Source organism: Stenotrophomonas sp. YJH_SMC_138 (assembly GCF_059369855.1).
Genome location: NZ_JCAFTB010000001.1, coordinates 51,264 through 69,554 on the forward strand (window position 1 = coordinate 51,264; position 18,291 = coordinate 69,554).

Here is an 18,291-nt window from a genome sequence, read left to right on the forward strand (position 1 = left end):
GATGCGGCGACCAAGCCCCCAGGGACGGGTTTACGGCGGCCCCGCAAACCCACAGTGCCCCGCCATCCCTCAGCAAGTCCGCTTTTGCTGTTGCTCCGGCTGTTGCGGCTGCCTCTGCAGGTGCAGGGCGCAGCCCTACAAAGCCCCCCCTTCCCCATACCCCGCCGAATGGGTATACAGTCGACCCATGCCGGCACCGTGCCGGAATGAACCCTGGGAGGGGACCATGCGCAACACCTTCAAGACCCTGCTGCTGGCACTGCCGCTGTGCCTGGCCGCCCTGTCGGCCCAGGCCGCCGACGGCGCCGCCGGCCGCTGGAAGACCATCGACGACAAGACCGGCAAGGTGAAGTCGATCGTCGAGATCACCCAGGCCGCCAACGGCACCCTGACCGGCAAGGTGGTCGACATCCTGCACTCGGACAAGGGCCCGAACCCGGTCTGCGATGGATGTGAAGGCGCCAACAGGAACAAGCCGGTGAAGGGCATGACCATCCTCTGGAACCTGAAGGCCGATGGCGCCAACAAGTGGTCCGGCGGCACCATCCTCGACCCGGCCAACGGCAAGACCTACAAGTCGAAGATGGAGCTGCAGCCGGGTGGCACCAGGCTGGACGTGTCCGGCTGCATCGCCTTCATCTGCCGCGCGCAGACCTGGCAGCGCGAATAAGCGCCCCGGCCCCCGCTTCATCCCCGTGACCCGGCCCCGGCCGGGTCACGTCGTTGCGGGCATGCGATACTCTGCGGTTCCCCTCGGCTTCACCCCGCGACCATGACCCGTACCGCGCTCGTCACCACCGCCCTGCCCTACGCCAACGGCCCGCTGCACCTGGGCCACCTGGTCGGCTACATCCAGGCCGACATCTGGGCGCGTGCGCGGCGAATGAGCGGCGGCAAGGCCTGGTTCGTCTGCGCCGACGACACCCACGGCACGCCGATCATGCTGGCCGCGGAAAAGGCCGGGGTCACCCCGGAAACCTTCATCGCCAACATCCAGGCCAGCCACGAACGTGACTTCGCCGCCTTCGGCGTGGCCTTCGACCACTACGACTCGACCAACTCGGCGGCCAACAAGGCACTGACCGAGCAGTTCTACCTGAAGCTGGAAGCGGCCGGCCACATCAGCCGCCGTTCGGTCGCCCAGTTCTACGACCCGGCCAAGGGCATGTTCCTGCCCGACCGCTACGTCAAGGGCATCTGCCCGAACTGCGGCAGCCCCGACCAGTACGGCGACAACTGCGAAGTCTGCGGCGCGACCTATGCACCGACCGACCTGAAGGAGCCGCGTTCGGTCATCTCCGGCGCCACGCCGGAAATGCGCGATTCGGAGCACTTCTTCTTCGAGGTGGGCCACTTCGATGCATTCCTGCGCGAATGGCTGGCCGGCGATGTCGCCCTGCCGGGCGTGAAGGCCAAGCTGGGTGAGTGGCTCAACGCCGAAGGTGGCCTGCGCGCGTGGGACATCTCGCGCGATGCGCCGTACTTCGGTTTCCAGATTCCCGGCCAGCCGGGCAAGTACTTCTATGTCTGGCTGGATGCGCCGATCGGCTACCTGTCCAGCTTCCAGACCCTGTGCGGCAAGCTCGGCGAAGACTTCGAAGCGCACCTGCGCGCCGGCACCGCCACCGAACTGCACCACTTCATCGGCAAGGACATCGTCAACTTCCACGGCCTGTTCTGGCCGGCGGTGCTGCACGGTACCGGCCACCGCGCGCCGACCCGCCTGCACGTCAACGGCTACCTGACCGTGGACGGTGCCAAGATGAGCAAATCGCGCGGCACCTTCGTGATGGCGCGTACCTTCCTCGATGCCGGCCTGGAGCCGGAAGCGCTGCGCTACTACTACGCCGCCAAGTCCGGCGGTGGCGTCGACGATCTTGACCTGAACCTGGGTGATTTCATCGCCCGCGTCAACGCCGACCTGGTCGGCAAGTTCGTCAACCTGGCCAGCCGCTGCGCCGGCTTCATCAGCAAGCGCTTCGACGGCCAGCTGGCCGCGCAGCTGCCCGACGCGGCGCAGTACCAGCGCTTCGTCGACGGCCTGGCGCCGATCCGCGAAGCCTACGAGCGCAACGACCCGGCTGCGGCGATCCGCCTGACCATGACCCTGGCCGACGAAGCCAACCGCTACATCGACGACGTCAAGCCGTGGGTCATCGCCAAGCAGGAAGGCGCCGACGCGCAGCTGCAGGCCGTGTGCAGCCAGGGCCTGAACCTGTTCCGCGTGCTGGTCACCGCACTGAAGCCGGTGCTGCCGGCCACCGCCGCGCAGGCCGAGGCCTTCCTGGCCGCGCCGGTCAATGACTGGACCGAACTGGCACAGCCGCTGCTGGGCCACCGCATCACCGACTACACCCCGCTGTTCACCCGTATCGACCCGAAGAAGATTGACGCCATGATCGACGCCTCCAAGGACACCCTGCAGCCGGCCGCCGCTGCCGCCCCCGCCGCCAGGACCGACGCCGCCAAGCCGGCCACACCGGCCCCGGCCAAGGACGACGCGAAGAGCGCCGATGCTCCGGCCTATATCGGCATCGACGATTTCGCCAAGCTCGACCTGCGCATCGGCAAGGTGCTGGTGTGCGAGTTCGTGGAAGGTTCGGACAAGCTGCTGCGCTTCGAACTGGATGCCGGCGAACTGGGCAAGCGCCAGATCTTCTCCGGCATCCGTGGCAGCTACGGCGAGCCGGAAGCCCTGGTCGGTCGCAGCGTGGTGTTCATCGCCAACCTGGCCCCGCGCAAGATGCGCTTCGGCCTGAGCGAAGGCATGATCCTGTCGGCCGGTTTCGACGGCGGCGCGCTGGCGCTGCTGGACGCCGACAGCGGCGCGCAGCCGGGCATGCCGGTCCGCTGATGCCTGCAGCGGGCGCGGCCACCGCCGCGCCTGCCGGCAGCATCGGCCAGCGGAGGCAACGCGATGGGAAGCAATGGAATGGAACTGGCGCTGTTCGACTTCGACCACACCGTGACCACCTGCGATACCTATGGCCGTTTCCTGCGCCGCGTGGCCACCGCCGAACAGCTGGCGCAGGCGTGGTGGAAGGTCGGCCCGTGGCTGGCCGCATACAAGCTGAAACTGATCTCGGCCGAACGCATCCGTGCACGCGTCACCCGCCTGACCTTCAGCAACCGCCACAGCGATGACATCGCCACGCTGGCCGCAGGCTTCTCGCGTGAGTTCCTGCCCGAGGTGGTGCGCCCGGAAATGCTGGAGCAGATCCGCTGGCACAGGGAACAGCAGCATACCGTGGTGATCGTGTCCGGCTCGCTCGACCTGTACCTGCGGCCATGGTGCGAGCAGCTGGGCCTGCAGCTGATCTGCAACCGGCTGGAAAGCCAGGACGGCCGCCTGACCGGTCGCTATGCCGGTGGCGACTGCGGCCCGCGCAAGGTCGAGCACATCCGTCGCCAGTTCGATCTGTCCCGCTACGTGCGCATCCATGCCTACGGAGACAGTTCCGAAGACAAGCCGATGCTGGCGCTGGCCCACGAGCGCTGGTTCCGTGGCAAACCCCTGAAGTAACCCCGACGCGCAGCCTTCGCCACGCATGAGCCTGATCCCGCCCCTGACCGAACGCCTCGACCGCCTGCTGCCGCAGACCCAATGCGGGCAGTGCGGCTACGACGGCTGCCGCCCGTATGCGCAGGCGATGGCGCGCGGCGAGGTGGGCGTGGACCGCTGCCCGCCGGGCGGCGATGCCGGCGCGCGCGCGCTGGCGCAGGTACTGGGCGTGCCTGCCATTCCGTTTGATCGTTCGCGTGGCGAACACAAGGTGCCGCAGGTGGCGCTGATCGTGGAAGCCGACTGCATCGGCTGCACCAAGTGCATCCAGGCCTGCCCGGTGGACGCCATCGTCGGCGGCGCCAAGTACATGCACACGGTCATCGCCGATCTGTGCACCGGTTGCGAACTGTGCATTCCGCCGTGCCCGGTGGACTGCATCGAGTTGCTGCCCCTGTAACAGGGGTCGGATCCCTTTCCGCGGGAAAGGGATCCGGCCCCATCCCGCAGTTATGGCACGGCCGCCGTCACCACGATCTCGACCTTCCACTCGGCGTGGGCCAGCTTGGCTTCGAAGGTTGCGCGGGCCGGGGTCGCGCCCTCGACCACCCACTCGTCCCACGCCTTGTTCATGCCGTCGAAGTCGGCGATATCGGCCAGGAACACTTCCGCGCGCAGCACGTGCTGGCGATCACTGGCGACCAGTGCCAGCAGCTTGTCGATCTCCGCCAGCACCTGCCGGGTCTGCCCGGTGATGTCCTGGCTCGTGTCTTCCGGAATCTGGCCGGAGAGGTAGGCGACCTTGTTGTACACGGTCATTTCGGACATGCGCGGTCCGACGTCGTAACGCTCCATCATGGGCGTGGCTCCTGCGGGTGATCAGGCCTGCATTGTCCTCCAATCCGGTCGACGGTGGGTGCACGGGCACCTTCCGCGACACGTCACTACCGGGCTCCGACGGTCCCACTGGTCAAATGACGATGACAGGCGCACGATGCGCCACGCCCGCGTTGACACCGCCCTCGCCCCTCCTGCCGCACCCTTGCGCCGATGACCGTCCCCGTCGATTCCACCACTGCCCCTTCCACGCCAGCCTGGAAGCGGGTTGCCACCATCGTCATCCCGCTGCTGATCCTCGCCCTGGCCCTGCACGGCCTGGCCAACGAGTTCGACGAGCACGGCTACCGGGCCATCCGCCAGGCGTTCCGCCAGCTCAGTGGCATGCAGATCGCGCTCACCGTGGTACTCGGCCTGGCCAGTTACGCCTGCCTGATCGGCTTCGATGCCATCGGCCTGCGTCGCAGCGGCATCCGCGTGCACCCTGCGCGAGTCGGCATCACCGCGTTCCTTGCGCACACGCTGGGCCAGACCGTGGGCTTTGCCGCGTTGACCGGCGGCGCGGTGCGCCTGCGTGGCTACCGCAGCGCCGGCCTGGACCTGGCGCAGATCGGCCAGGTGGTGCTGATGAGCACGCTCGGCTTCGTGTTCGGGGCATGGCTGCTGATCAGCGTGGCACTGTGCATGGAACCTGCAGCGGCAGCGTTGGCATTGCCATTGAATCCCGATGCCGTGCGCATCGTCGGCATCGTCGCCCTGCTCGCATATCTCGGCACCGTGCTGCTGGTCGGCCGCGATGGACGGCAGTTCAGCGTGTTCGGCCATGCGTTGTGGCTGCCCGACCGCCGCACCATGATCGGCGTCACCGTGCTGAGCGTGATCGAACTGGTGCTGGCCAGTGCCGCGTTCTACGTGCTGCTGCCGGACTCCACGCCGACCGGACTGCCCGGCTTCGTCGGCCTGTACCTGGTGGCCGTGCTGGCCGGCCTGGTCTCGACCGTGCCCGCCGGCCTTGGCGTGTTCGAGTGGAGCCTGCTGAAGCTGTTGCCGCAGGTGGCACCGGCGGCGGTGCTGGCAGCGGCGCTGATCTACCGCGTCACCTATTACGTGCTGCCGCTGGTGCTGGCCACCCTGCTCGCCCTTGCGCCCGCCCTGCGCCAACCGCTGCAGGCCAGCGCCGGGGCAACCCGTGCGGGCTGGAACGCGCTGCGCCCGTGGCTGCCGCAGATCATCGCGCTGGCGGTGTTCAGCATCGGCGCCGCACTGGTCATCGACGGCACGCTGCCGACGCCACGCCGTCACCTGGTCAATGCCTCGCTGCCGATCCTGGAGACCTCGCACCTGATCGGCAGCCTCAGCGGCGTCGCACTGCTGCTGATCGGCCAGGGCCTGGCCCGGCGCAGCCACGCCGCGTGGGTGCTGGCGATGGCGGTGTGCGTGATCACCCCGCTGCCGCTGTGGCTGCGGGGTGGCCAACTGTTGATCGCCGTCTCGGCAGTGCTGGTGGCGATGGCACTGTGGGCCGCACGTCGCGAGTTCTACCGCCAGGGCGCGCTGCTGGACGAAGCCTGGTCATGGCCGTGGCTGCGCAACCTCGGCCTGGTGCTGGTCGCGGTCACCTGGCTGCTGTTCTTCACCTACAGCCATGTCGAGTACCAGAACGAGCTGTGGTGGCAGTTTGCGATATCCGGCAACGCACCACGCGCGCTGCGCGCGTTGCTGGTCGTGGCGATCGCGCTGGTGATGTTCGGCCTGGCGCGGCTGCTGCACAGCACGCGCAGCCCGCTGCCAGCCGCCGACGAGGCCACGCTGCAATCACTGGCGCCGGTACTGGCCGGTGCCACCGATACCCAGGCCTGCCTGGTACTGACCGCCGACAAGGCGGTGCTGCGCGACGAGGCGAAACAGGGCTTCGTGATGATGCAGCGCTACGGCGGTTCGCTGATCGCGATGGGCGATCCGGTCGGCCCGCCGGAGGTCGCCCGCGCATTGATCTGGCGCTTCCGCGAGGAAGCCGACCGGCTCGGCCTGCGCCCGGTGTTCTACCAGGTCGGCGAGTCCTACTGGCAGACCTACCTCGACCTGGGCCTGGGCCTGGTCAAGCTGGGCGAAGAAGCGATGGTGCCGCTGCACGATTTCGGCCTGGAAGGCCGCGAACGTGCGGACCTGCGCCAGGCCTGGAACCGCGGCAAGCGCGGCGGCCTGTCCTTCCGTGTGGCACCGGTGGAGGAAATTCCCAGCCTGCTGCCGCGCCTGCACGCGATCTCCAACGCGTGGCTGGAAGACAAGGCCGGCGACGAAAAGGGCTTTTCGCTGGGCAGCTACGACCCGGATTACCTGGTGCGGTTCCCGGTGGCACTGGTCGAGGCCGAAGGCCAGATCGTGGCGTTCGCCAACCTGTGGCAGGCGCCGGCCGGTGCCGAGCTGTCGGTGGACCTGATGCGCCACGTCAACGAGGCGCCGAAGGGCACGATGGACTTCCTCTTCATCGAGCTGTTCCTGTGGGGCCGCGCGCAGGGCTATGCACGCTTCTCGCTGGGCATGGCGCCACTGTCCGGGCTGGCGCAGCATCGCCTGGCCGGCCGCTGGAACCGCCTGGCCGGCCTGCTGGCGCGGCATGGCGAACGCTTCTACGGCTTCAGTGGCCTGCGCCGCTTCAAGTCGAAGTTCGACCCGCAGTGGCGGCCACGCTATCTCGCTGCGCCCGGTGGCATGCACCTGCCGGCCGCACTGCTGGATGCCACGCGCCTGATCTCGCTGGACCCGCGGCGCAATTGACGCCCCGCACCACCAGGCATACCCGGCGCCACCTGCCGCCCGGTAGGTGTCGACCTTGGTCGACACGCTCATCCCCAAGGCGCCCTCAGCCCCAGCGCCGACCAAGGTCGGCGTCTACCAAGCGCTACATACCGCCCTTGAGGATCACCTCGGCCAGCCGATCATAGTCACCACCGAAATGGTGGTCACCCGGCAGCTTCACCTTCTTCACACCGTCATTGGCCGGCAGGTCCGGGCACAGTGCGTCCTCATCCTTGTCGCCGTACACGCACAGCGTTTTCTCCGCCGGCAGTCTGGCCACTTCCGGCGCGATCGGCAGGCCGTCGCCGCCGCCGCCCAGCCAGTTGCTGACGTGGAACTCGAAGTCGGCCTTCTTGCCTACCGACAGCAGCACGATGCGATCCAGCGCTGCACGGGTATCGGCATCGAGCTGGTTGATGGTCGCCGGCAGCACGTCGGCCCCCTGCGAGAAACCGATCAGCATCACCTTGTCGCGGTGCCACTGCTGGCGGTAGTGATCGATGATCTTCTGCAGGTCAGCAGCGAAGCCCTTCGGCGTGCGCTCGCTCCAGAAGTAGCGCAGCGAGTCGATGCCGACCACGGCCACGCCGTGCTCGTTGAGCGACGACGCCACGTCCTTGTCCAGGCCGGCCCAGCCACCATCACCGGAGACGAACACGGCCAGCGTGTCGCCGTTGCCGGTCGACGGTACTTCCACCACCGGCAGGCCCTTCAGCGCGGCCGGCGGCGGTGCCAGGCTGACGCCTGCCTGCGCACCCATCACCCGCGCTGCAGCCACCAGGCCCGGTGAGGCATCACCACGCGCCGTGCGCTTGAACTCGCGCGCCATCGCCACCTGCTGCACGAAACCGCTGGCCTCGCCCGCCTTGCAGCCGTGATCACCGGCTGCACTCAACCACGGGAAGTTCAGTTCGGCGGGTTGCAGCGTGTTGCGCTTCACGCCATCGCCGCAGACCATGCGCTCGTGGTTGTGGTCCGGGCAGAAACCAGTGGTGAGCAGGCCGGCGAACACCTGCGTATCGGCCTGCGCAGCCAGCGCATAGGCCATTTCAGCGCCTTCGCCATCGCCGCCGACCAGCGGCAGGTGGTACCCGGGCAGATGCAGCGAGGCCTGCAGCCAGCGCGAGAAATTCTCGACATCGCCGGAACCGAACGAACAGGTCGGGTTGCCTTCGCGCTTGAGCACGCCGCGCAGGTGCGCGATGTCCACGGCGGCGACCATCGCACCGTCGGCACGCAGGGCCTCGATCGGCAGACGGCTGGTATCGCCACCGGGAGTCGGTTCGTGGAACCAGATCACCACCCGCTGCGGGGTACCGGCCGGCATATGCACCGGAATCTGTTCGAACCGCCCGTGGCTGAACTGCTGCACGGTCGCTGCCGCGGTTGCCGGCAGTGCGGCCAGCGCCAGCACCACGCCCATTACCCTGCCCAGCCCTGCACGCTTCATATCGCAGCCCCGATGGAATGCGCACACGATACGCTGCCTCCACGTGCACGGCACGTACCGGTGCAGGCCGTTGGGGTTTCAGCAGGCTGCGGCGCGACGACTGCGCCGATACAGCGCCAGCGCCAGATACAGCAGCCAGCCCACGATCACCACGATCACCGCTTTCTGCCCCAGCCCGCGCGGCGGCCCGCCACGCCACAGCACGTGCAGCCACAGCAGCACGAAGGCCAGCCAGGCCCAGACCCAGAGCAGGCCGGCGGCGGATTGCCAGCCCGGTTCGCGGCGCAGGTACCAGGCCTGCAGCAGCATGCCGACGCTGGCACACAGGAACGCAGTGTTGGCCGCCAACCCGTGGATGAACGGTGCCAGCAGCGGGGTTGCTTCGGGCAGCCAGCTGTCACCGATGGCGACCGTGGCCAGGCCCAGCGCCGAGACCGTGAACAGCAGCGGCGCCGCCGCGCTGCGCCGCGGGCCGATGCTGCCGCGATAAAGGGCGATGCCGAGCAGGGTGATCGCCAGTGCCAGCAGGCAGTACGCCGCACGCAACGCCAGCCCCCACGGCCCGTGCAGGTAGAGGCTGAGCGTGGCCCGCACCCAGTCCAGGTCGGTGCGTGTGAACTGGGTCCACAGCGCGGTAACCAGGAACAGAACCAGGGCTGCCAGCGCCAGCAGCGCCGCCGGACGCGCGCGGCTCATGCGGAGGCCTCCGGGTGCCGCGCCTGCCATTCGGCCAACGCCTTGCGATAGCGCTGCAGCTCGTCGGCATACAGGTCCAGCACGCACAGCGGGCAACCGCTGCCACAGCATTCGTTGGGACCGGGCTCTTCCGGCGGCAGCGGACGGGGATCGGGATCAGGGACGGACACGGTTGGAAGCGGCAATCGGTGGAAACGGGCCCCAGTGTAGCGGGCTGGCTCAGCGACCCAGCTGCCGCCGCAGGTTGTCGCGCGCGGCCGCGTCGAGGCGCTGGTGGAAGAACTCGCTGAGGAAGATGCGCGGTGCGCGCAGCAGGCCCTGCAGGAAACGGCGGCGGCCAGCGCGATACAGGAAGCCCGGCACCACGCCCTTGTACTCTTCGGCCACGCCCCGGTCATAGGCGGTGAACACCGGTTCCGGCGCGGCCAGGATCGCCATGTCGCAGTCCAGGAACAGCGCGGCCTCGGCATCGACATCGTCCGGGCCGAGCGCGCCATGGCGGGCGGTCAGCAGGATCAGCTGCTCGACCCGGGCGGCATCGACAGCGGCGAGTTCCGGCGCCTGCGTGATCGCCTGCAGGGCCATCTGCGCCGAACGTGCTTCGTTGTCCTTTCGCCCCGCCACGTAGATCGCATCGTGGTAGAGCACGGCCAGGTAGACCTCGGCCGGCTGCTGCCAGCCGGGGCCGTCGGCAACCTCCTGGCAGTGCTGCAGCACCGCGCGCACGTGGCCGAAGTGATGATAGGCGCGTGGTGGCGTTGCATAGCTGTCCTGCAGCGCCTGCCACTGCGCCGGAGCGAGCGTCAGCGGGGAAAAGTCCATGCCCGGATCATCCCGCCTGCGCGGTTGACGGGCAAGCTGTCGCTTTTTTCACCACGTCCTCACAACGCCCTTCGCACTAGGCCGCAACGCGGTTGTCCACAGCTTTCCCGAGCGCTGGTCCACACCGGTTGTGGATGAACGTGCGGACCGACCAACGGTCGCTGCAGCGGTGCGCGCACAGGTCTACACTCGCCTCAGGCGGGAGCGCCCGCCGCTGCCGGGAGCCGTCATGTACCGTCCTGCCGCCCGATTCGTTCTGCTCGCACTGGCCGCATTGGCAGCGCCGTCCGCGATCGCACAGGATCATCCGGGAACGGCCGCGCCGCTGGCCGTTGCCAGCACCGCCACTCCGGCGATGCCGACGCCGCAGCAGGTGTTCGCGATTCCACCGGCGATGCGCGACATGCTGCGCACGCAGGTGATCAATCACAGTTACTCCCACGAGCAGCGCCTGCAGGCGCTGGTGGAGATGATCTTCAACCGCCACGGCCTGGACCTGCAGTACGACGCCGATGCGACCTTCACCGTCAGCGAGATCTGGCAGCAGCGGCGCGCCAACTGCCTGGCCTTTACCCTGATGTTCGTCGCGCTGGCACGCGAAGCCGGCATCCAGGCACGCGTGCAGGAAGTCGGCCAGGTCGTGTCGTGGTACCAGGACCAGGCCCAGGGCCTGGTCTACAGCGTCGGCCACGTCAATGCCGGGGTCGGCTTCGCCGGCCGCTTCGCCACCGTCGATCTGGATCGCAACGTGCTGTACGACCGCCGCGGGCCGCTGCCGATCAGCCAGGCACGGGCACTGGCACACTTCTACAACAACCGCGGCGCCGAACGCATGGCCAGCGGCGATCTGGTGGGTGCACGCACCTTCTTCAATGCCGCGCTGGCACAGGACAACAGCTTCGCCGCCACCTGGAACAACCTGGGCGTGCTGGAAAACCGTACGGGCGATACCGCCGCCGCGCGCCGGGCATTGGAAACGGCGCTGCGACTGGACGGCCGCCAGGACGCTGCACTGACCAACGCCAGCGCGCTGTACCGGAAGCTGGGCATGGTCATGCAGGCGCAGGCGCTGGAGCAGCGCCTGCAGTCGGTGCAGCGCGAGGATCCGTTCGCGCAGTACATGCTCGGCGCCGAGGCCGAACGCGCCGGCCGACTGGATCAGGCGATCCGCTATTACCGGCAGGCCGTGCGCCTGTACGACACCGCACACCAGTTCCACTTCGGGCTGGCGCGGGCCTATTTCCTGGCCGGCCAGCTCAGGCGCGCCGATCGTGAACTGCTGCGCGCGCAGGCGCTGGGCGGTGCCCCGCAGCAGGCGCGCTACCAGGCCAAGCTGGACAGCCTGGCCCGCTGGCGCGCACAGCAGCAGGCCAGGCGCTGAAGGCCGGTCAGGCCTTCTTGAGGAAGCAGGTCTTCAGGACCAGGCCCTTGATCTTCTCCGAGTTGCCTTCGATGTGCTCGGCATCGTCCTCGACCAGGCGGATGTTGCGGATCACGGTGCCCTGCTTGAGCGGGATCGAGGAACCCTTCACCTTCAGGTCCTTGATCACGGTGACGGTGTCACCGGCCTGCAGGGTATTGCCGTTGCTGTCACGCACGACCAGGGTCGAACCGGCACTTTCCTCGGCGGTCCACTCGAAGCCGCAGTCGGCGCAGATCCACAGCGCGCCATCGGCATAGGTGTTTTCCAGGGTGCACTGCGGGCAGGCGGGGGCAGAAGACATCAGCAAGTACCTCAAAGTGAATCAACAGCCGCCATTGTAACCGCCCGGCTCGCCTGCCCTTTTCCGGGCGGCGCCCGGCTCCCGGCTTGACCCGATCCGGCCTCCCGATACGGAATGGGAGGCCGTAGGAACTTGCAGTCGGCGGCGAACTGCAGCAGAGTGCGCGGCCCCTGATCGCCCCCGGAACTTCCCATGCGCCTCGGCATCGACTTCGGTACCAGCAACTCCGCCGCCGCCATCGTGCATGAGGGAACACTGCTGCCGATCCGCTTCGGCGACGCCGAGCAGTTCCGCACCAGTGTGTACTTCCCCGGCGTGGTGCCCGACCCGGACGACTTCCAGCTCGACGACGGCCAGGAACACCAGCTGCAGCAGATGATCGACAGCGCCGCGCGCGCGGCGCGCGCCGCCGGCCAGGAACGCACGCCGCAGGCGCTGCGCCGCGAAGCCCTGCGCGCGCTGCGCCGGGAATGGATGGAAGCCCGCGCCGGCAAGGAACGCAGCGCCAACGACCTGCTGCAGAACGCGGTCTACGGCGACGAAGCGCTGGAAGCCTATTTCGAGGAACACGAAGGCAACCTGGTGCAGAGCCCGAAGTCGATGCTCGGCTACAACCTGCACCCGCGCGCGAAGCAGACCATCACCGGCATCGCCGCGCACATCCTCGAACACATCCGCCTGACCGCCAGTGCCCAGCTCGGCCGGCCGCTGCGCGCCGCCCTGCTCGGGCGCCCGGTGCAGTTCCGCAGTTCGATCGGCGCAGCCGGCAACGACCAGGCGCTGGACATCCTGCGTGAAGCGGCCACCCAGGCCGGCTTCGACCAGGTTGATTTCCTCGAGGAGCCAGCCGCGGCGGCCATGCATTACCACGCCGAAAGCCGCGAGCGGCACCAGGCGGTGATCGTCGATATCGGCGGCGGCACCACCGACATCGCCCATGCCGAAGTCGGCGGCGACGACGCCCCGCGCATCCACCGCGCCTGGGGTATCGCCCGCGGCGGTACCGACATCGACCTGGCGCTGAGCCTGTCCAGCTACATGCCGCTGTTCGGCCGCGGCATCACCCGCGTACCGGCCCACCACTACGTGGAAGCGGCCACCGTGCAGGACATGACCCGCCAGCGCGAATTCCGCCTGCACAAGTACGACCATGTCGACGCGCCCTGGGGCGGCCGCCTGCAGGCCCTGCAGGACACCGGCAACACCGCCCGCCTGTACCGTGACGTGGAACGCGCCAAGATCGCCCTCAGCGCTGCCAGCGAGCACCGCAGCACGCTGGACTACATCGCCCGCGACCTGCATGCCGACAGCAGCGCCGACGGCCTGGCCGCCGCCGCCCATGGCTACCTGGAGCAGATCCGCGAGCTGCTGGCCCAGGTCCGCAGCGACATCGGCGGCGACCCGGATGCCGTGTTCCTGACCGGTGGCATGTCCCGCGCCGGCTACCTGCGCCAGGCGGTGGCGGCCGCCTTCCCGGGCGCCCGCATGGTCCACGGCGAGCCCTCGCTGGGCGTGGTCCAGGGCCTTGCGCTGGCGGCAGCCAGCCAGGATTAACAAAACGTTACGCGGTCTAAGTTACTCTTGGTCGGCTAGAACCCTGCTGCCCCTTCCACCGGCCATGCCGGTGTGTGTCCACGGTGCAGCCTGGCCCGCCCAGCGGGCCTAGCGGCCATGCCTTCCTGGCTCGTTCATGGTCCGCGCAGCACCTGAGCCGCCATTGAGACCCGCTTTGGGCACCCGCCAGGCCCCTGAGGCCTTACAACCTGACGCAGCACCTGCACCCATCGACTGCCGCCGTTGTGACGCGGTCTGTTGCCGGTTGCCCGTGCTGCTGCAGCCCGGCGACCACGTGCCCGGCCAGTTCCTGTCACGCGACACCCACGGCCGTGCCGTGATGGCGCGCAACGAGGAAGGCTGGTGCGCGGCGATCGATCCCTATCACCTGCGCTGCACGATCTATTCGCAGCGCCCGGCGATCTGCCGCCAGTTCTCGATGGGCGGCGATGACTGCCGCCGCGAGCGGCAGGACTACCTGCGCCAGGCCGATGCCTGGGCGCTTTCCTCCCCTTCCACCTGACAGGAGCAACCATGCCCCGCAAGGCAAAGACCCCCGCGAAGGCCAGCAACAGCATCCGCAGCGAACGCAAGGGCGCGGCCGCCAGCACCGTGGTCAGCAGCGATTCGATCGCTTCGGACCTGGCAGCGTTCCGCAAGGCCGGTGGCAAGATCGAAGTCCTCGGCACTACCTGGGCGCTGAAGAAAGCCAGCTGACCCCGCTCCGACCGCGGCGGCGCTGCCGCCGCGGCCTGCCGGACCGCGCTCAGCGATCCAGGCGTACCCGCACACTGCCCGAATGCGACTGGATGCGGATGTCACCGTCGCCATTGCCGAGCCGAGTATCGAGATGGCTGCCGGGGCCGTAGCGCGGCCGTTCCACCTGGCCGGCGTCGCTGTTGATCGACCCGCTGAAGCTGTTCACCGACAGCTGCGCCGAAACCGTGCGTGGCAGGCGCAGGTTGACCGACGCGCTCACCGATTCGACATTGATACGGCCCCCCGGCGCCAGCCCGGCCGCCGACAGGTCGATGCTGCCCGACACGGTTTCCACCGCCAGCCGCTGCACCCGCCCGGCATCGACCTCGACCCGGCCGGATACCGTCTGTGCACCGATGTCACCGGACACGCCGCCGCCGGCTTCGATGCGGCCACTGACCGTGTTCACGTCCAGCTTCGGCGTCTGCAGGCGCGCGATGACACCGCCGCTGACCGTATTGAGCTTGCTGTCGCCGCTGCGACCGGAGGCGCTCAGGCTGCCGCTGACCGTGTCGGCCTGCAGGCGGCGCACATCGATGCCGCTGATGTCCTGGCTGGCACTGACCGTACTCAGCAGCAGTTCCACCGAGCGCGGCACGTTCAGCACCAGCGTCGCGCCGCCGTTGTTGTTGCGACGCGGATACTCGATCTCCCAGCGCACGCGGTTGGCACTCTTCTCCTGGCGCAGCTGCAGGCCATCGCTTAGCGTACCGGTGAGCTGCACGTCGTTGCGGTCCCAGCCACGCACGCTCACTTTGCCGGCCACGTTGCTCAGTTCGATGCGGCCGCCGGCGGCCAGGTTGTGGCGCTCGTCGATCCGTGTGTCAGCCAGGGCCACCGCGGGCAGCAGCAACAGCGCGGCGCAGCAGGTCATCAGGGTTCGTGTCATCGGGGGTCTCCTCAGGTCGTCAGGCCGGACTCGGCGGCATAGGCCGCCTGCCGGGTCAATTCCAGCCGCAGCGCATAGGTGCGCTTGAGCTGGCCAAGCAGATGCGGCGCGCGTGGATCCTGCGCCAGCGCGGCCCGGATCTGTGCCGCGCTTTCATCGAGTTCGTGCAGCGCCGGCTGCCATTCCGGCGCCCGGCCTGCGGGCAACGAGGCCACTGCCTGCTGGTACTGCTCGGTCATCGCCGCGGCCTGCAGTTGCAGGGTAGACGGCACCGGCGCGTCCGGTTGCGCATGGCGCCACGGCGCCACCGCGTAGAGCGCCAGGCTTGCGGCCAGTGCGGCCCCCACCGGCAACCACCAGCGCCGGCGCGAACGCCCCGGCAGCACCACCACGTTGCCGGTCGGCGCAGGCGCCGCCTGTGGTTCACGCGGCGGCAGCTGCGCCGACAACCGCGCCCAGCCATCGGCGGGCAGGCCGCGTTCGGAAGGCAGCGCGCGCAGTCGGGCCACCAGATCGTGGTCGGAATCGTGTTCGTGTGTACTCATGTCATGTCTCCCAACCGTGCGCGCAACAGGCCGCGCGCACGATGCAACTGTGCCTTGGAGCTGCCGACGGCCATCTGCAGCTGCGCGGCGATCTCCTGGTGTTTCCAGCCCTCGATGTCATGCAGCACCAGTACCGCGCGCGCCCTCGGCGGCAGCGTCGCCAGCGCGCGCTCCAGGTCGCGCTCGGTACCGGCGCAGCGGTCGTGTACGGCCAGCTCCTGCAGTCCTCCGTCCACATCATCAAGACTGTCGTGGTCCTGCCCGGCGGCGCGCCCACGCAGTTCCATCAGCGCAGCGTTGACGCCCAGGCGATGCAGCCAGGTCGACAGGCTGCTCTCGAAACGGAACCCCGGCAGCGCCTTCCACGCCTGCAGGAAGGCTTCCTGCAAGGCGTCTTCGGCACGCGCCTGCTGGCCCCCGCACAGCCGCCACAGCACGGCGAACACGCGCGGTGCATGCCGCCGGTACAGCAGTTCATAGGCCGAGGTATCGCCGGCGGCGGCCGCCCGCACCAGGGCGGGTTCATCGACGGCGTCGTGGGCGGCAGGCGGCGCGGGCATGGTGGTGTCGAGCATATCGCTTGGATGCGGCGGCCCGGGAAAAGGTTTAGAGCCGGACGACGATCACTGCCGTGCAACCTTTTCGACACCTGCTGCATCCATGGAAGGTCCTTCGCGAAATTGCCGTCCAGGAGTCCTGCCATGTCCAGCCCAACCTGCGCCGCCCTGCTGGTGATCGCCGCCTGCGTCGTGCTGCAGGCACTGGGCCTGTCGCTGCAGCTGCACCCCGGTAACGGCCGTGCCTGCCTGCAACAGCACCGCCAGGCGCTGGTGTGCCTGGCCTGGGCCCCGGCGGTCGAATCCCCGGCACGCGCCGGGTAACATCGAAGGTCGTTATTGCCACCTGTTGTCGCCCCATGATGTTGTCGCTGAAGGATCACCTGCCGCCCTGGACCCACCCGTGGTTGAACTACGCCGGCGTCGCCCTGCAGATCGTAGGGGTGCTTCTGGTCGCGTGGCTCCTGCGCGTGCTCGCCCGGCGCCTGATCCGCCGCTTCGCCGAGCACTACACGTTGCCGCCCGAGATGGTGATGGGCGCGCGCCGGATCACCAGTTTCGTGGTCTATTTCAGTGCCCTGCTGTACATCCTCAGCCTGCTCGGCGCGAAGCCCTCGGTGCTGTGGACCGCGTTCACCGGCTTCGCGGCCGTGGGCGCGGTGGCCTTCTTCGCGGCCTGGAGCGTGCTGTCCAACATCTTCTGCACGCTGCTGATCTTCACCACCCGCCCGTTCCGCCTGCACGACTACATCGAGGTGCTGGAGAACGGCGAGAAGCCGGGCCTGAAGGGCCGGGTGATCGACGTGAACCTGATCTACACCACGCTGCAGGAGACCGGCGAGGGCCACGAGGGCACGGTGCTGCAGCTGCCGAACAACCTGTTCTTCCAGCGCACGGTACGGCGCTGGCGTGACCCGGCGCAGGCCCCCGGCGGCATCCAGGGCGACGGTTGAGGGTGGAGTTTTCGGCAGGGCTGCGCCCTGCACCTGCAGAGGCCGAAGCCGAAGCAAGATCAAGAGCGGCATTCCGTGGGATGGCGGGGCGGTGTGGGTCCGGTTGAGGGGGGCCAGATCAGTGAGCGCCATGGATGGCGCCTTTGATGTTGACGTTGCTTCAGCAGGTGCAGGGCGCAGCCCTGCAATAAAACACCCGTTTACCTCAGCTGGCTGTCCTTGCTGCCACGCCGGTTGTACCCGGCATGCGCCTGGTCTTCGTCGTCCCGCGCCTGCTGGCACGCAACGCACAACCGCACACCAGGCACAGCCTGGCGCCGCGCCAACGGGATCGGCGCGTCGCATTCCTCACAGTGGTCCAGGCCGGGGCCGTCGCGCAGCTGTCGCCGCGCGCGGGCGATCGCATCATCGACAGTGGCGTCGATCTGGTCCTGGACCGCGCCGTCTCCTGCCCAACCGGTGGCCATGGCTATCCTCCGCAGGTGTGTCGCCCGATATGGGGACGATACACCCCGGCAAAAGGGAAGGCCTTCATGTGGAGCCGAGCCATGCTCGGCTGCTCTTCAGGATGCCAAACAGAACGCCGACGGATCCGATCAGGCCGATTGCGACTTAATCCCCTCCGTCCCCTTTTTGCTTACCAGACCAGGTCGTCGGGCACCTGGAACTGCGCGTAATAGGCGTCGTCCTCTGCGTTGCCGGTGGAGATCTCGGCGGTCGAGCCCGGCTGGCCGTGGTCGACGATGATTGCTTCGGGTGCGCGTTCACGCACCTTTTCGGCGGCAGCGCGGGGCAGCAACGCATAGCCCTCGCCGTGGGCGACGATGACCAGCACGCCCACCGACAGCGCCTTGCGCAGCTTGGGGTCGATCAGCAGGGTACGGATCGCCGCGCCATCGCTGAAGCGGTACTCGTCGTCGCCCTTGTGGGTTACGGCATGGGCCGTGATGATCTGCCTGGCCTGGGCCTTCTGTTCAGCCTGCCTGGCCTGGGCATTGCGTTCGGCGGCCAGTGCGCGGTCGCGCTCGACCTTCTCGGCGCGGGCACGTTCAGCCTCGCGCTGGACCTCGGCCGAGGTCGATTCGGCCTTGCCCTGGCGGGCCTTGGCCTGCTCGCGTGCGGCGGCGCTGGCCTGCGACTTCTTGGCCAGGCCGGCCTTGAGCAATTGTTCCTGCAGCGCGTTGGGCTTTGCCATGGTCGGTGC

At 68.4% G+C, this 18,291-nt stretch carries 22 protein-coding genes; 11 read left to right on the forward strand and 11 right to left on the reverse strand.

Annotated elements, in window-relative coordinates; genetic code table 11:
- Positions 1–226 precede the first annotated feature (226 nt).
- The 4 genes from AC5P7I_RS00250 (at position 227) to rnfB (ending at position 3,962) form a co-directional block, all read left to right on the forward strand.
- Positions 227–670, forward strand: a complete 444-nt coding sequence (locus AC5P7I_RS00250; protein ID WP_012480941.1) for a DUF2147 domain-containing protein — start codon at positions 227–229, stop codon at positions 668–670.
- Between the two features lie 102 nt (positions 671–772).
- Complete coding sequence (metG, locus tag AC5P7I_RS00255; RefSeq protein ID WP_495222134.1) at positions 773–2,854, forward strand: methionine--tRNA ligase; 2,082 nt, start codon at positions 773–775, stop codon at positions 2,852–2,854.
- A gap of 78 nt (positions 2,855–2,932) precedes the next feature.
- Positions 2,933–3,523, forward strand: coding sequence for an HAD family hydrolase (locus AC5P7I_RS00260; protein WP_032958670.1), 591 nt, complete (start codon positions 2,933–2,935; stop codon positions 3,521–3,523).
- A 25-nt stretch (positions 3,524–3,548) separates the two neighbouring features.
- The gene (rnfB, locus tag AC5P7I_RS00265) at positions 3,549–3,962 is read left to right on the forward strand and encodes an Rnf electron transport complex subunit RnfB (protein ID WP_014647962.1); all 414 of its coding nucleotides are present in this window, start codon (positions 3,549–3,551) and stop codon (positions 3,960–3,962) included.
- Between the two features lie 50 nt (positions 3,963–4,012).
- Here rnfB and AC5P7I_RS00270 read toward each other — a convergent pair whose 3' ends face one another.
- Complete coding sequence (locus AC5P7I_RS00270) at positions 4,013–4,360, reverse strand: RidA family protein (protein WP_005418155.1); 348 nt, start codon at positions 4,358–4,360, stop codon at positions 4,013–4,015.
- 192 nt (positions 4,361–4,552) lie between these two features.
- Here AC5P7I_RS00270 and mprF point away from each other — a divergent pair, with 192 nt between their 5' ends.
- The gene (gene mprF, locus AC5P7I_RS00275; RefSeq protein WP_014647963.1) at positions 4,553–7,117 is read left to right on the forward strand and encodes a bifunctional lysylphosphatidylglycerol flippase/synthetase MprF; all 2,565 of its coding nucleotides are present in this window, start codon (positions 4,553–4,555) and stop codon (positions 7,115–7,117) included.
- Positions 7,118–7,241: 124 nt separating this feature from the next.
- On the opposite strand, the gene AC5P7I_RS00280 is transcribed toward mprF, so the two are convergent.
- The 4 genes from AC5P7I_RS00280 to AC5P7I_RS00295 all read right to left on the reverse strand — a co-directional run bounded on the left by AC5P7I_RS00280 (position 7,242) and on the right by AC5P7I_RS00295 (position 10,106).
- On the reverse strand, positions 7,242–8,588 hold the full coding sequence (locus AC5P7I_RS00280; protein ID WP_032958666.1) for a virulence factor family protein: 1,347 nt from the start codon (positions 8,586–8,588) through the stop codon (positions 7,242–7,244).
- A 78-nt stretch (positions 8,589–8,666) separates the two neighbouring features.
- Positions 8,667–9,284 carry a DUF998 domain-containing protein gene (locus AC5P7I_RS00285; protein WP_262088031.1) on the reverse strand — a complete coding sequence of 206 codons (618 nt, stop codon included), beginning with the start codon at positions 9,282–9,284 and terminating at the stop codon, positions 8,667–8,669.
- Positions 9,281–9,454 (reverse strand): oxidoreductase-like domain-containing protein, encoded by a 174-nt coding sequence (locus AC5P7I_RS00290; RefSeq protein WP_032958663.1) that lies wholly within the window; start codon positions 9,452–9,454, stop codon positions 9,281–9,283. Before AC5P7I_RS00290 ends, AC5P7I_RS00285 begins: the two co-directional genes overlap by 4 nt.
- A gap of 49 nt (positions 9,455–9,503) precedes the next feature.
- The gene (locus AC5P7I_RS00295; protein ID WP_014647966.1) at positions 9,504–10,106 is read right to left on the reverse strand and encodes an HD domain-containing protein; all 603 of its coding nucleotides are present in this window, start codon (positions 10,104–10,106) and stop codon (positions 9,504–9,506) included.
- 229 nt (positions 10,107–10,335) lie between these two features.
- Here AC5P7I_RS00295 and AC5P7I_RS00300 point away from each other — a divergent pair, with 229 nt between their 5' ends.
- Positions 10,336–11,487 carry a tetratricopeptide repeat protein gene (locus tag AC5P7I_RS00300; RefSeq protein ID WP_262088032.1) on the forward strand — a complete coding sequence of 384 codons (1,152 nt, stop codon included), beginning with the start codon at positions 10,336–10,338 and terminating at the stop codon, positions 11,485–11,487.
- 7 nt (positions 11,488–11,494) lie between these two features.
- Here the strand turns inward: AC5P7I_RS00300 and AC5P7I_RS00305 are convergent, their stop codons facing one another.
- A complete protein-coding gene (locus tag AC5P7I_RS00305; protein WP_049442344.1) occupies positions 11,495–11,830 on the reverse strand; it encodes a zinc ribbon domain-containing protein YjdM in 336 nt (111 codons plus the stop codon).
- Between the two features lie 192 nt (positions 11,831–12,022).
- Here AC5P7I_RS00305 and AC5P7I_RS00310 point away from each other — a divergent pair, with 192 nt between their 5' ends.
- The 3 genes from AC5P7I_RS00310 to AC5P7I_RS00320 all read left to right on the forward strand — a co-directional run bounded on the left by AC5P7I_RS00310 (position 12,023) and on the right by AC5P7I_RS00320 (position 14,101).
- Positions 12,023–13,384: an Hsp70 family protein gene (locus AC5P7I_RS00310; protein WP_495222135.1), complete on the forward strand. Its 1,362-nt coding sequence runs from the start codon at positions 12,023–12,025 to the stop codon at positions 13,382–13,384.
- 229 nt (positions 13,385–13,613) lie between these two features.
- Positions 13,614–13,907 carry a YkgJ family cysteine cluster protein gene (locus AC5P7I_RS00315; RefSeq protein WP_053462562.1) on the forward strand — a complete coding sequence of 98 codons (294 nt, stop codon included), beginning with the start codon at positions 13,614–13,616 and terminating at the stop codon, positions 13,905–13,907.
- Between the two features lie 11 nt (positions 13,908–13,918).
- Positions 13,919–14,101 carry a hypothetical protein gene (locus AC5P7I_RS00320; protein WP_005410566.1) on the forward strand — a complete coding sequence of 61 codons (183 nt, stop codon included), beginning with the start codon at positions 13,919–13,921 and terminating at the stop codon, positions 14,099–14,101.
- 49 nt (positions 14,102–14,150) lie between these two features.
- Here the strand turns inward: AC5P7I_RS00320 and AC5P7I_RS00325 are convergent, their stop codons facing one another.
- Genes AC5P7I_RS00325 through AC5P7I_RS00335 form a run of 3 tightly spaced genes read right to left on the reverse strand, consistent with a single transcriptional unit; the run spans position 14,151 to position 16,152 of the window.
- A complete protein-coding gene (locus AC5P7I_RS00325) occupies positions 14,151–15,032 on the reverse strand; it encodes a DUF4097 family beta strand repeat-containing protein (protein ID WP_032958651.1) in 882 nt (293 codons plus the stop codon).
- 11 nt (positions 15,033–15,043) lie between these two features.
- Positions 15,044–15,577 carry a hypothetical protein gene (locus tag AC5P7I_RS00330; RefSeq protein WP_046431913.1) on the reverse strand — a complete coding sequence of 178 codons (534 nt, stop codon included), beginning with the start codon at positions 15,575–15,577 and terminating at the stop codon, positions 15,044–15,046.
- A complete protein-coding gene (locus tag AC5P7I_RS00335) occupies positions 15,574–16,152 on the reverse strand; it encodes an RNA polymerase sigma factor (RefSeq protein ID WP_032958649.1) in 579 nt (192 codons plus the stop codon). Before AC5P7I_RS00335 ends, AC5P7I_RS00330 begins: the two co-directional genes overlap by 4 nt.
- A gap of 126 nt (positions 16,153–16,278) precedes the next feature.
- On the opposite strand from AC5P7I_RS00335, the gene AC5P7I_RS00340 reads away from it, so the two are divergent.
- Both AC5P7I_RS00340 and AC5P7I_RS00345 read left to right on the forward strand, forming a co-directional pair.
- A complete protein-coding gene (locus tag AC5P7I_RS00340) occupies positions 16,279–16,458 on the forward strand; it encodes a hypothetical protein (protein ID WP_014647972.1) in 180 nt (59 codons plus the stop codon).
- A gap of 35 nt (positions 16,459–16,493) precedes the next feature.
- Positions 16,494–17,087, forward strand: coding sequence for a mechanosensitive ion channel family protein (locus AC5P7I_RS00345; protein WP_014647973.1), 594 nt, complete (start codon positions 16,494–16,496; stop codon positions 17,085–17,087).
- A 200-nt stretch (positions 17,088–17,287) separates the two neighbouring features.
- On the opposite strand, the gene AC5P7I_RS00350 is transcribed toward AC5P7I_RS00345, so the two are convergent.
- Together AC5P7I_RS00350 and AC5P7I_RS00355 are read right to left on the reverse strand one after the other, a co-directional pair.
- Entirely contained in the window at positions 17,288–17,554 is a 267-nt protein-coding gene (locus AC5P7I_RS00350) for a DksA/TraR family C4-type zinc finger protein (protein ID WP_075077037.1), read from the reverse strand.
- 170 nt (positions 17,555–17,724) lie between these two features.
- Positions 17,725–18,282, reverse strand: coding sequence for a DUF2058 domain-containing protein (locus AC5P7I_RS00355; protein ID WP_075077038.1), 558 nt, complete (start codon positions 18,280–18,282; stop codon positions 17,725–17,727).
- Positions 18,283–18,291: the final 9 nt, after the last annotated feature.